Raw genomic sequence first — 11,970 nt, forward strand, 5'->3', positions numbered from 1 at the left:
AAAACAGCACGCCGAAGCGTGCTGTTGACTTTTAGTTTTGGGTTGAATGCAGTTGCCGTGATCTTGATGAATGTTGATGCAGGCTTTCAGGCAAAGACGCCGGCGCTGTCCTGCATATGGGCCGATACCGTGCCCAGGTGGTGCAAGGTGTCGCCACCCGTCATCTCCATCTGGGTCAGGCGCTTGAAATAGTGGCTGCCCACGTATTCGTCCGTCACGCCGATGCCTCCATGCAGCTGCACGGCCTGCTGGCCCACATAACGCATGGACTGGCCCAGCTGCACCTTGGCGCGCGCGATGGCGACATGGCGCTCCTCGGCAGGCGCCACCAGCTTGAGCGTGCCGTAGTAGCTCATGGAGCGGGCCAGCTCCAGCTGCATCTTCATATCGGCCACGCGGTGGCGCAGGGCCTGGAAGCTGGAGATCACCACGCCGAACTGCTTGCGCTGGTTCATGTACTCGGTGGTGAGCTTGAGCGTCTGCTCCATCACGCCCACGCCTTCGGCGCAAAGAGCGGCATTGGCCACATCCTGTGCCAGGGTGAGGGCAGCCACGCCATTGGTGGTGATCAGGGTGGCCGATGCGGCATGGCAGACCAGATCGGCCGCGCGTCCCTCATCCTGCGTGGCATAGGGCTTGGTGGCGACGCCTTCGCGGCCGTTCTCGACGAGGAAGAGCGCAATCTTGCCGTCGAGCTGGGCCGGCACGATGAAGGCGTCGGCCTGGTCGCCCGCTGGAACAATGTTTTTCCTGGCATCTACCGTATATCCATCGCCGGATGTAGATGCCTTTGCCGCGCAAACATCAATCTGGTAGCGCGCCTTGCGCTCCTGCGATGCGAGCACCACCAGCTTTTCACCGCTGGCGATGCGGGGCAGCCAGGCTTGCTTGACGGCTTCGTTGCCGAACTGGCCGAGCAGGGCTGAGGCCACGAAAGCCTGGGTCAGCGGCTCCATCACCAGACCGCGGCCCAGCTCCTCCATGACCACCATCACATCAACCGCGCCCTGGCCCAGACCGCCATATTGCTCGGGCACGGTGAGAGCCGTCAGGCCCAGTTCGGCCAGCTCGTTCCAGACCTCGCGCGAAAAGCCGCCCTGCTTGGCAATGCTCTGGCGGCGCTCAAAGGTATAGCCCTTGTCCACCCAGCGGGCCACGGCATCGCGCAGTTGCTGCTGGTCGTCGGAAAAATCGAAATCCATATTTGTCTCCTGCTGCTGAAGCGAGTGCGCCTTGCGCACCATCACATTCAGCGAAGCTCTAGCAAGAACCCCCTCCCGGAGGGGGCACGGGGTAGCAGTGCGAGTTCACGCAAGCGAAATCTCCGCGCTGCCGCCAGTTCCGAATCAGCCCAGCACCGTCTGCGCGACGATGTTTCGCTGCACCTCGTTGGAGCCGCCATAGATGGTGGTCTTGCGCATATTGAAGTAGGTCGCGGCCAGCGGCGCATTGCCCAGCACATTGCCGGGAAAGTCGCCCTGGTAGCCGGCTTCCATGGCTTCCTGGATATAGGGCAGGGCATAAGGGCCGGCGGCCAGCATCATCAGCTCGGAGTAGCGCTGCTGAATCTCGCTGCCCTTGATCTTGAGCAGGCCGGCGATGTCCAGCGGGTTCTTGCCCGACTTCATCGCCGAGAGCACGCGCAGCACTAGCATTTCCAGCGCGATCACATCGATCTCCAGCAGGGCGATCTGATCACGGAAGCGCTGGTCTTCCCAGACGCCTTCGGTCTTGGCGATGCGCTTGAGGCGCTCCAGCTCGCGCTTGGCACGGTTCACATCGGCGATGTTCGTGCGCTCGTGGCTGAGCAGGTGCTTGGCATAGGTCCAGCCCTTGTTTTCCTCGCCGATCAGCTGGTCGGCAGGCACTTGCACATTGTCGAAAAAGACCTCGTTGACTTCGTGCGAGCCGTCCAGCAGCTTGATGGGGCGCACGGTCACGCCCGGCGACTTCATGTCGACCAGCAGGAAGCTGATGCCGGTCTGGGGCTTGCCCTCGTTGCTGGTGCGCACCAGGCAGAAGATCCATTCGCCGTACTGGCCCAGCGTGGTCCAGGTCTTCTGACCGTTGACGATGTATTTGTCGCCCACGCGTTCGGCGCGGGTCTTGACGCTGGCCAGGTCCGAGCCCGAACCCGGTTCGGAATAGCCCTGGCTCCACCAGACTTCGCCGCTGGCGATGCCGGGCAGAAAGCGCTGATGCTGCTCCGGCGTGCCATAGGCCATGATCACCGGCGCCACCATCACGGGGCCGAAGGGCACGATGCGCGGCGTGCCGGCGAGTGCGCATTCTTCCTCGAACAAATGCTTTTGTACGGCGCTCCAGCCGGGGCCGCCGAATTCCTTGGGCCAGCCGTAGCCGAGCCAGCCTTTTTTGCCCAGAATCTTGGCCCAGCGCTGCATGTCCTCGCGCGTCAGGTGCAGATCGTTGCGCACCTTGTGCGCAATATCCTCGGGCAGATTTGCCCGCACCCAACTGCGGATCTCTTCGCGAAAAGCCTGTTCTTCAGGGGTGAATGCCAAGTCCATGCGTTGTCTCCTGCAAATGCTGGAGATTTGTAGCACGCACGTTCTTTTTGTGGCTGTCCGGGTTGCGACAAATGGCGGGAAACCCCAGGGATGAGTCCCCGAACGGCTGCGCCGCTTCTCCCAAGGGGGACGACAGCCTCGCTGCGGGACGGCTCTTGCTGGTTGTTTCTGATCGGGAGTGTGCCCGCTTGTGGTGACTGTGAACTTTGGATCTTGATTGAAAAAGGCCACCAGCGCTTATTGGATGAACGCTGGCAGCTATCAGTTTCTGTCGGGATTCATTCAGCCGGGGTTGCAGGCGGTTCTACGCCCAGCGATTCGCACAGCATCTGCACGGTGGCGCGCAGCTGGGCGACTTCGGTTTCGAGCGCATCCACACGCTGCTGCAGGGCCGATGCATTGCCGCCTGTGCTGGCGCTGCTGGTGCTTGCCAGGGCGTTGACATCCACCGGACCGCAAAGCAGATGGGCCCAGCGCTGTTCGCGGGCACCAGGGGCGCGCGGCAGCTGCACGACCAGCGGACCGCCTTTTTCCTCGCTGCGTTCGCGCAGTTCGTCGAGAAAGGCTTCGACCGAGGAGATGTCGGCAAAGCGGTGCCAGCGCTCGGAGTTGATGCGCAGCTCGCCAGCGGTCTGGGGGCCGCGCAGCATCAGCAGGGCCAGCAGCACGGCAGATTGGTCAGGCACGCCAATGCCGCGCGGGAAGTTGTGCTCCCAGCGCGTGGAGCGCACGCTGCTGATCTGCACCGACAGGGTCTTGAGGCGCAGGCTGTCCAGTGCCTCCTGGGCCTCGCCCTCGCTGACCTCCATCACCGGGTCGCGGCTGGACTTCTGGTTGCAGCCCGTGACCAGGCTGTTGAGCGTGAGCGGATAGCTGTCGGGCACGGTGCGGGCCTTTTCCATCAGCGTGGCCAGAACGCGGGCTTCGATGGCGCTCAAAGGGGTGTTGCGTGGGTCAAACGGCATGGGGTCTCCTCGAAAGTCTTAGGGCAGCGCACAGGAACTGGTGCAAACCCGATAGGGTTTGTCCGTCAATGCGACAATCGCCGCCCATGAAAAACATCGTGATCCTCATCTCGGGCGGCGGCTCGAACATGGCTGCCATTGTGCGTGCATCCCAGCAGCAGAACTGGGCAAAGCAGTACAACGCCCGCGTGAGCGCTGTGGTGAGCAACAAGGCCGAGGCCAAGGGCCTGGTGTTCGCGCGGGACAACGGCATCGCCACCGAGGTTCTGGATCACAAGCAGTTCGACAGCCGCGAGGCCTTTGATGCCGAGCTGACGCAGGTCATCGATCGCCATGCGCCTGATCTGGTGGTGCTGGCCGGTTTCATGCGCATTCTCACGCCAGGCTTTGTTGCGCACTATGAGGGCCGGCTGATCAACATCCATCCCTCGCTGCTGCCGGCCTTCACCGGTCTACACACCCATCAGAGAGCGATCGATGCGGGCTGCAAGTTTGCGGGCTGCACCGTGCACCGCGTGACGGCCGAGCTCGACGTGGGCCCCATCCTGGAGCAGGCCGTGGTGCCCGTGCTGCAGGGTGACACCGCCGAGCTGCTAGCTGCACGCGTGCTGGTGCAGGAGCACATCATCTATCCGCAAGCCGTGCTCAATCTGATCAAGGCTTGATCAGATTTGATAGCTTCTATTTCTTTATAGGTAAGCGATAGAGCCTGTCTTTATGCTGATTTCTGCTCCTCGGCGGGCAGGCGGCGAAAGCGTGGCCGCTCCACGCCGTCGATTACCACCGTCTCGTTGAACATGGCGGCCGGGCGCACCCACAGGCCACGCTCGCCATAAAGCGCGCGGTATAGCGTCATGGGCTCCAGCGTCTCGCTGTGGCGCACCGTGCCTATGACTTCATAGCGCATGCCTTTGTAGTGTTCGTAGAGACCGGGCTCGGTGGTGATGAGTGCAGGCAGATCGTGGTCGGACATGATGCTTTAAAAAGATGAGCTGTAAATGCTTGAAGGAAAAGGGCTGAAGCCTGTTTTTACTATGAATCGTTTGGAGCAGGCCGGCGTCATAGATTTCTGGTGCCAGCCAGGGCCAGGGCGAGAGTGGGACAATTGCGCCCATGCATCCCAAAGCCCTTCTCGACGCTTGCTCTGAACTCGTCAAGCGCGCCCTGACATTTGAACACCCGGCCGATGCCGTGGTGTCCCGCTTTTTCCGCGAAAACCGCTATCTGGGCCCGCGCGAGCGCGCCACCCTGGCCGAAACCGTCTACACCGTGCTGCGCAAGAAGCTGTTGTTCGAAGCGCTGGCGCATTCGGGCAGCGGCGCACGCGAGCGCCGGCTGGCCATCCTGGGCTTTGCCGCCGTGCTGCGCGAGCAGGCCAAGAAGGAAGGCAAGGTCAAGAACAAGGACGGCCAGGACAGCGAGACCTTTATCAAGGCCGCGCTGACGCCCCAGGAACTCAAGTGGCTGGCTGCCTGCGACGGCGTCAAGCCCGAAGAGCTGATGGAGGCGCACCGCCATAATCTGCCCGAATGGCTGGTCGAGCCGCTCAAGGCCCAGCTGGGCGATGGATTCTGGGCACTGGCCGCCAGCATGGAGCAGGCAGCTCCATTGGACCTGCGTGTCAACACGCTCAACGACAAGCGCTCCGATCTGCGCAAGGAACTGGAAAAAGCTGGCATCAAGGCCGAGCCCACGCCGTTCTCGCCCATCGGTCTGCGTGTGGACGGCAAGCCTGCGCTGGCCAAGATTGATGCCTTCAACCGCGGCGCCATCGAAGTGCAGGACGAAGGCTCGCAACTGCTGGCACTGATGCTGGATGCCAAGCGTGGCGAAATGGTGGTGGACTTTTGCGCCGGCGCCGGCGGCAAGACCCTGGCCATTGGCGCGGCCATGCGCAACACCGGCCGTCTGTATGCCTTCGACGTCTCGGGTCATCGCCTCGATGCGCTCAAGCCTCGTTTGGCGCGTTCGGGTCTTTCCAATGTCCACCCTGCCGCGATTGCCCACGAGCGCGACGAGCGCGTCAAGCGCCTGGCCGGCAAGATCGACCGCGTGCTGGTCGATGCTCCCTGCTCGGGCCTGGGTACGCTGCGCCGCAATCCCGACCTCAAGTGGCGCCAGAGCGTCAAGGCCGTGCAGGAGCTGACGCAGAAACAGGCAGCCATCCTGGAAAGCAGCGCGCGCCTGGTCAAGGCCGGTGGCCGTCTGATCTATGCCACCTGCTCCATCCTGCCAGAGGAAAACGAAGCCATTGCCGAAGCCTTCAGCGCCGCTCACCCCGAGTTCGTTCCGATGGACGCGGGCGAGGTGCTTGAGCAGCTCAAGATTGCCGACGGCGACAAGCTTTGCAGCGGTGGTGATGAGGGTCGACGCTATCTGCGTCTGTGGCCACATCAGCACGAGACAGACGGGTTTTTCGCCGCTGTTTGGGTGAAAAAGGCGTAACTTCGGTGCAAATCCGGTATCTGCTGTCGGGGAATCGACAACAGACCGGTCGGCGGCTCACCTAAAATGGCACGACCGTGCTTATCGAGTGGGCGCGGTTTTTTGCCAAAGGCTTTGTTATTTATGTCGCTGGATATAGCCTCGATCTGGAATGCCGTCGTGGATTGGATGGCCAATGGCCTGTGGGATCTGTCGTGGTGGCAGCTGCTGCTCTACACCCTGATCACCACCCACTTCACGATTGCGGGCGTCACCATCTATCTGCACCGCAGCCAGGCGCACAGGGCGCTGGATCTGGGGCCTGTTCCCTCGCATTTCTTCCGCTTCTGGCTCTGGCTGGGCACGGGCATGGTGACCAAGGAATGGGTGGCCATCCACCGCAAGCACCATGCCAAGTGCGAGACCGCAGATGACCCGCACAGCCCGCAGACGCGCGGCCTGGGCAAGGTGATGTGCGAAGGTGCCGAGCTGTACCGTGCCGAGGCCAGGAACGAGGAAACGCTCAGGAAATACGGTCACGGCACGCCCGATGACTGGATGGAGCGCAATGTCTACCGCCATTCGGTGATGGGCCCCTCGCTGATGCTCATCCTCAATGTGGCGCTGTTCGGCGTGATCGGCCTGTCGATCTGGGCCGTGCAGATGGTCTGGATTCCATTCTGGGCTGCGGGCGTGGTCAACGGCGTGGGGCATTTCTGGGGCTATCGCAACTACGAGGCGACGGATGCCTCCACCAATCTGGTGCCCTGGGGCCTCATCATCGGCGGCGAAGAGCTGCACAACAACCACCATACCTTTCCCACTTCGGCCAAGTTCTCCGTCAAGCCCTACGAGTTCGATATCGGCTGGGTCTATATCAGCCTCATGCAGAAGCTGGGCTGGGCCAAGGTCAAGAAAACCCCGCCGCGCCTGCGCATGGGCGTCGTCAAGCCCGTGGCCGACGAGCTGACGCTGGAAGCCATCATTGCCAATCGCTACGAGGTCATGGCCCGTTATGCGCGCGGCGTGCGCACGGCGGTTCAGCACGAGCTGGACCTGCTCAAGCAGAAGCAGGCACAGAAGTCGGATGTTTCCCTGCTCAAGGGCGTGCAACGCTGGCTGCACCGCGATGCCGACAAGGTGCCCGAGCGTGCCCAGAGCCAACTGGCGCAGGCGCGCGCTGCGCACCCGGTGATTGACCAGATGCTGGTCATGCGCGAAGAGCTGCGTCAGCTGTGGCTCAACACCAGCCTGAGTCGCGAGCAACTGACCGGTCAGCTGCAGGCCTGGTGCCAGCGCGCCGAGGCCAGCGGCATTGCGGCACTCAAGGATTTCTCCGTCAAGCTGCGCGCTGCCCACGTCTGAGGCCGAGCTTGCCAAGCTGCTGCCAGATTCTGGCAAGCGCGAAGCTCAGGCCTTTTCCCTCTTCAAGCCGCTTCGCTGTCCGGCTTTGCTGTATCCGTGCCACCGGATATTGAATCCAGGCCGCACCTGCCGGCGTGCTCAGCTGCACCCAGGTGCGACTGGGGCAACGCCAGCTTTGCCCGGTTTGCAGCACCATGACCTGACCGAAGTGATTGTCGGTAAAGCTCAGCGGCCCGATGGCCAGACGCAGCGGCCCTTGCTGGCAGAACAGTTCGCTGCCTGGTTCAAACAGCAGCGATGCAGCTTGGCCGCTGTTGAGGCTATGTATTTTCGAGGGAAAGTTCGGCTGTGACATGGTGGCTGGAGGTCTGTGATTCAGACCCTCAAGCGTAGGGAAGCACGGCTTGGCAGAACAGGCACAGCAAGCGTTCCGTGCAGGCGTAGCAGCGTGGATTTCGGTGCATCTGTTCCGGTATGTTTGCTGACAATCTGTATCTGTTGCAGAACAGGGCTTGCTGGCATGATGCCTGCCCGGTCCTGCGTTTTTGTCATCATGCTGACTTCCACCACCTTCGAATCACAGCCTGCCGATCATGCGACAGGCGATGTGCTGCTGCCGCTGTATCAACGGCTGGCCGCGCACTACAGCAAGGCCATGGAGCTGGGGAGCCTGAAGCCCGGGGAGCGCATGCCGTCGGTGCGCGAGCTGATGGCGCGGCATGACATCAGTCTCTCGACGGCCTTGCAGGTGCTGCGTTTTCTGGAAGCGCAGGGCTGTCTGGAGGCCAGGCCCCGCGTGGGCTACTTTGTGTGCGCGACGAGGACGGGCGATATTCCTCTGACCAGCGAACCGGACCTGAGCCAGCCGCTGTCTCCCGGCGCGCATGCGCATTTCGTGGGCATCAACGAGCATATTTCTCTGCTGCTCGAGCGCGGCCGTCAGGCCGAGGTCTATATGGACATCGGTGGCTGCACGCCGCCTGCCTCCTTGTTCGATCATCACTATCTGAACAAGACCGTCACCAGGCTGCTGCGCGAGCATCCGACGCTGCTCTCGCAGGGGCGCTCTCTGCTGGCCAATCAGGGCAATCATCCGCTGTTTCAGCAGGCCATGGCCAGACGGGCGCTGGCCTCCGGTATCCGTGTTGCGCCTGCCGATGTGCTGGCAACCACCGGCAATTCCGAAGCGGTGAGTCTGGCGCTGGCTGCCGTGGCATCACCCGGGGATATGGTGGCCGTCGAATCGCCAACCTATTACGGCCTGCTGCAAGTGGTGGAGTCCTTGCAGCTGAAAACGCTGGAAATTCCCTGCAGCCCGCGCACCGGCATGTCCATCGAGGCGCTGGAGCTGGCTTTTCAGACCCAGCCGCGCCTGAAGGCCGTGGTGGTGGTGCCGGATCTGCAGATGCCGCTGGGCGCGCGCATGCCGGACGAGAAAAAGGCCAGACTCGTGGCCCTGTGTGCAGCCCATGGGGCGGCGCTGATCGAGGACGACTCCTACGGTCTATTTGTCGAAGGACTGCCGGTGAAGCCGCTCAAGGCCTGGGACAGTGTCTTCGGGCATGTGATCTATTGCCAGGCCTTCAACAAAAGTCTGGCGCCGGGCCTGCGCCAGGGCTGGATGAATGGCGGCCAATGGCATGGCCGCATCCAGATGCTGAAATTTGCACAAAGCCGCAATACCCAGACGCTGGGGCAGCTGGTCGTGTCCGAGGTGCTGGGCTCACCCACCCATCAGCGCAGCCTGGAAAAGCTCAGGCAGCAGCTCAAGCGACAGCGCGAGGCCATGGCCAGACTGGTTGCACGTCATTTCCCGCTGGGCACGCGCATGAGCCTGCCAGGCGGCGGCCTGTGCCTGTGGCTGGAGTTCCCCGCGCAGATGTCCACATCGGACCTGTTCACGGCAGCCCTGGCGCGCGGCATACGTATTGCGCCGGGCAGCATGTTTTCCAACTCCGGCAGGTATGAGCACTGCATGCGCCTGGCCTGCACCCATCCGGTCAACGAACTCATGGAGAGGGCGATGCAGGATCTGGGCGCGATGGCCTGCCGGCAACTGGGGCAGAGTCCGCGCAGCTAGCGCTGGCCGGGGTCCTTTACTTCGTCGGCTGACCGGCCATGCACTTGCTCAGGAATTCACGGGCCTTGCCGCCTTCCTTGTAGAAGGTGCTGATGACCTCCTTGCCTTCCACAGAGACCTTGAAGCGGGCTTCTTCCTCTTCCCCAAGCTCCTTGACCAGTGCTTCGGGGCCGCCCAGCGCATAGACGATGGCTCCCCATTTGCCATTGGACATGGTGTAGTTGATGGCGCCGACCTCCTGGGGCCGGTCCTGGTTCTGGGTCAGCGTGGTTCTGATCTTGCGCGGGCTGGCGGGCTGGGGAATGTCCATGCCCAGAAAGGTCAGCAGGGCACCGTTGTGCTTGGCCGTGGGGCCGGAAAGCTGAACGGCACCGGACATGCTGCCAAAGATCGCCGCACATTCAAGACCGGAGCGCGGGTTTTTCTCGTCATGCGAGAACATCCAGTAGCCCTTGCGCAGTTTCTGATACTGCGGGTCTTGTGCAATTCTCTGTCCTTCCTTGATCAGCTCCTGCCCCTCGCGCAGCAGCTCCAGCTGGCTGCGCGCCAGACCGCCCAGGGCATCGGCGGGCGACGGTTCGGCGCGTTGGGTGGCGGCGGGCGCGGAGCTGAACTGCTCGCAGACGGGCACCGAGGCCAGACCCGGTGAGCCGCCTGTCATGCCGACCTGGCGCTGGCCGGGGCCGGGACCCGTGGGGCAGATGAAGGTCTGGCCGAAGACGGCTGGCGACACGGCAAGCGAAAAAAGCAATGTGCTCAGCGTCCTGTGATTCATGTGATCCATCCCTGTTCGTTGCAAACTGCCAAGTATAGGGAGGGTCGCTGCGTCAGCTCTCGCGCCGCGACAGGAGTCGCAAAGGCATGAAAAAACCGCCTGCACTTGCGTGAGGCGGTTTTTCAAGAAACAGGCCGAATTACTTCAGCTTGGTTTCCTTGTACTCGACGTGCTTGCGAGCCTTGGGGTCGAACTTGATGATCGACATCTTTTCAGGCATCGTCTTCTTGTTCTTGGTCGTTGTGTAGAAGTGACCGGTACCAGCAGTGGAAGCCAGCTTGATCTTTTCGCGTCCGCCTTTAGCAGCCATGGTGTTTCTCCTTCAGGAAATTAAGCTTGGCCACGAGCGCGCATGTCTGCGAGCACGGAGTCGATACCGTTCTTGTCGATCAGGCGCAGAGCAGCGCTGGAAACGCGCAGGCGCACCCAACGGTTTTCGCTCTCCACCCAGAAGCGGCGGTATTGCAGGTTGGGGAGGAAACGACGCTTGGTCTTGTTGTTGGCGTGGGAAACATTGTTGCCCACCATGGGCTTCTTGCCCGTAACTTCACATACGCGTGCCATTGGGACACTCCGATAGTTGAATCGGCCGCCGGCTCTGGAATCCTGCAGAAGCAGGAGGTGCCGACAACCTCACCTCGCCAGTTTGTAATGGGTGGCGGTAGCCCGATTGCGGAAGTCCCGAAGCACGGTAAAGCGCGAACCTGGAATTCAGCAAAGTCTGCGATTATAGCGTTTTCGCAAAAAAGCCCCTGGTGCCGGCCAAAACTGGCCAAACCCAAGGGCTTTTGCGCCGAATATGCGCTAACAACCGCTCAAACGCCGAAGCGCCTTGGCGTCATCAGGATTCCTGTTCCAGGAAGCGCTGGGCGTCCAGGGCCGCCATGCAGCCGGTACCGGCGCTGGTGATGGCCTGGCGGTAGACATGATCCTGGCAGTCGCCGGCGGCGAATACGCCGGGCACGCTGGTCTGGGTGGCAAAGCCCTTGAGACCTCCCTGGGTGATGATGTAGCCGTTTTCCAGCTCCAGCTGACCCTGGAAGATGTCGGTGTTGGGGTGGTGGCCGATGGCGATGAAAGCGCCTTGCAGCTTGACCTCTTCGGTGTGGCCGTCCTGCGTGCTCTTGATGCGGATGCCGGTCACGCCACTCTGGTCACCCAGCACTTCGTCCAGTGTGAAATGGGTCTTGAGCTCGATCTTGCCTTCCTCGACCTTTTCCATCAGCTTGTCCACGAGGATGGGCTCGGCCTTGAACTTGTCGCGGCGGTGCACGAGGGTGACCTTGCTGGCAATGTTGGACAGGTAGAGAGCTTCTTCTACGGCCGTGTTGCCGCCGCCGATCACGCAGACGGGCTGCTCGCGATAGAAAAAACCGTCGCAGGTGGCGCAAGCGGACACGCCGCGACCCATGAAGGCTTCTTCGGAGGGCAGGCCCAGGTACTTGGCCGATGCGCCGGTGGCGATGATCAGCGAGTCGCAGGTATAGACGCCGCTGTCGCCGGTCAGGGTGAAGGGGCGCTTGGAGAGGTCAACCTGGTTGATGTGGTCGAAAACGATTTCGGTCTTGAAGCGCTCGGCATGTTCCTGAAAACGCTGCATCAACTCGGGGCCCTGCACGCCCATGACGTCGGCAGGCCAGTTGTCCACTTCGGTGGTGGTCATCAACTGGCCGCCCTGGGCCATGCCGGTAATCAGCAGGGGCTTGAGATTGGCACGGGCCGCGTATACGGCTGCGGTATAGCCGGCAGGGCCGGAGCCGAGGATGAGAACTTGTGCGTGTTTGGTAGAGGACATGGAGCGGAACTCTGAAAAAAGCAGGCCGACAGCCGGCG

General features: G+C 62.0%; 13 protein-coding genes. 4 read left to right on the forward strand and 9 right to left on the reverse strand.

The window, feature by feature from the left end:
• Window positions 1–86: 86 nt before the first annotated feature.
• The 3 genes from MPZ60_RS04660 to MPZ60_RS04670 all read right to left on the reverse strand — a co-directional run bounded on the left by MPZ60_RS04660 (window position 87) and on the right by MPZ60_RS04670 (window position 3,493).
• Entirely contained in the window at window positions 87–1,202 is a 1,116-nt protein-coding gene (locus MPZ60_RS04660) for an acyl-CoA dehydrogenase family protein (RefSeq protein WP_034356587.1), read from the reverse strand.
• 144 nt (window positions 1,203–1,346) lie between these two features.
• Window positions 1,347–2,528 (reverse strand): acyl-CoA dehydrogenase family protein, encoded by a 1,182-nt coding sequence (locus tag MPZ60_RS04665; protein WP_034356510.1) that lies wholly within the window; start codon window positions 2,526–2,528, stop codon window positions 1,347–1,349.
• Window positions 2,529–2,806: 278 nt separating this feature from the next.
• Window positions 2,807–3,493, reverse strand: coding sequence for a YceH family protein (locus tag MPZ60_RS04670; RefSeq protein WP_034356514.1), 687 nt, complete (start codon window positions 3,491–3,493; stop codon window positions 2,807–2,809).
• 86 nt (window positions 3,494–3,579) lie between these two features.
• Here MPZ60_RS04670 and purN point away from each other — a divergent pair, with 86 nt between their 5' ends.
• A complete protein-coding gene (gene purN, locus MPZ60_RS04675) occupies window positions 3,580–4,158 on the forward strand; it encodes a phosphoribosylglycinamide formyltransferase (protein ID WP_034356517.1) in 579 nt (192 codons plus the stop codon).
• A gap of 50 nt (window positions 4,159–4,208) precedes the next feature.
• Here the strand turns inward: purN and MPZ60_RS04680 are convergent, their stop codons facing one another.
• Window positions 4,209–4,466, reverse strand: coding sequence for a DUF1653 domain-containing protein (locus MPZ60_RS04680; protein WP_034356520.1), 258 nt, complete (start codon window positions 4,464–4,466; stop codon window positions 4,209–4,211).
• Between the two features lie 140 nt (window positions 4,467–4,606).
• Between MPZ60_RS04680 and MPZ60_RS04685 the strand changes: the two genes are divergently transcribed.
• Complete coding sequence (locus MPZ60_RS04685) at window positions 4,607–5,938, forward strand: RsmB/NOP family class I SAM-dependent RNA methyltransferase (RefSeq protein WP_034356523.1); 1,332 nt, start codon at window positions 4,607–4,609, stop codon at window positions 5,936–5,938.
• A gap of 123 nt (window positions 5,939–6,061) precedes the next feature.
• A complete protein-coding gene (locus MPZ60_RS04690; RefSeq protein WP_034356526.1) occupies window positions 6,062–7,282 on the forward strand; it encodes a fatty acid desaturase in 1,221 nt (406 codons plus the stop codon).
• Here the strand turns inward: MPZ60_RS04690 and MPZ60_RS04695 are convergent.
• Entirely contained in the window at window positions 7,257–7,637 is a 381-nt protein-coding gene (locus tag MPZ60_RS04695) for a hypothetical protein (RefSeq protein ID WP_034356529.1), read from the reverse strand. The two genes, MPZ60_RS04690 and MPZ60_RS04695, sit on opposite strands and share 26 nt — an antisense overlap.
• Window positions 7,638–7,937: 300 nt before the next feature.
• Here MPZ60_RS04695 and MPZ60_RS04700 point away from each other — a divergent pair, with 300 nt between their 5' ends.
• Window positions 7,938–9,362, forward strand: a complete 1,425-nt coding sequence (locus MPZ60_RS04700; protein WP_052057627.1) for a PLP-dependent aminotransferase family protein — start codon at window positions 7,938–7,940, stop codon at window positions 9,360–9,362.
• 16 nt (window positions 9,363–9,378) lie between these two features.
• On the opposite strand, the gene MPZ60_RS04705 is transcribed toward MPZ60_RS04700, so the two are convergent.
• The 4 genes from MPZ60_RS04705 to trxB all read right to left on the reverse strand — a co-directional run bounded on the left by MPZ60_RS04705 (window position 9,379) and on the right by trxB (window position 11,932).
• Window positions 9,379–10,137, reverse strand: coding sequence for a hypothetical protein (locus MPZ60_RS04705; protein ID WP_034356590.1), 759 nt, complete (start codon window positions 10,135–10,137; stop codon window positions 9,379–9,381).
• Window positions 10,138–10,276: 139 nt separating this feature from the next.
• Complete coding sequence (rpmG, locus tag MPZ60_RS04710; protein ID WP_003058233.1) at window positions 10,277–10,447, reverse strand: 50S ribosomal protein L33; 171 nt, start codon at window positions 10,445–10,447, stop codon at window positions 10,277–10,279.
• A gap of 20 nt (window positions 10,448–10,467) precedes the next feature.
• Window positions 10,468–10,701 (reverse strand): 50S ribosomal protein L28, encoded by a 234-nt coding sequence (gene rpmB / locus MPZ60_RS04715; protein WP_003058229.1) that lies wholly within the window; start codon window positions 10,699–10,701, stop codon window positions 10,468–10,470.
• 277 nt (window positions 10,702–10,978) lie between these two features.
• Window positions 10,979–11,932, reverse strand: a complete 954-nt coding sequence (gene trxB / locus MPZ60_RS04720) for a thioredoxin-disulfide reductase (RefSeq protein WP_003067867.1) — start codon at window positions 11,930–11,932, stop codon at window positions 10,979–10,981.
• Window positions 11,933–11,970: the final 38 nt, after the last annotated feature.

The organism is Comamonas sp. 7D-2 (assembly GCF_022749555.1).
Lineage (GTDB): Bacteria > Pseudomonadota > Gammaproteobacteria > Burkholderiales > Burkholderiaceae_C > Comamonas > Comamonas thiooxydans.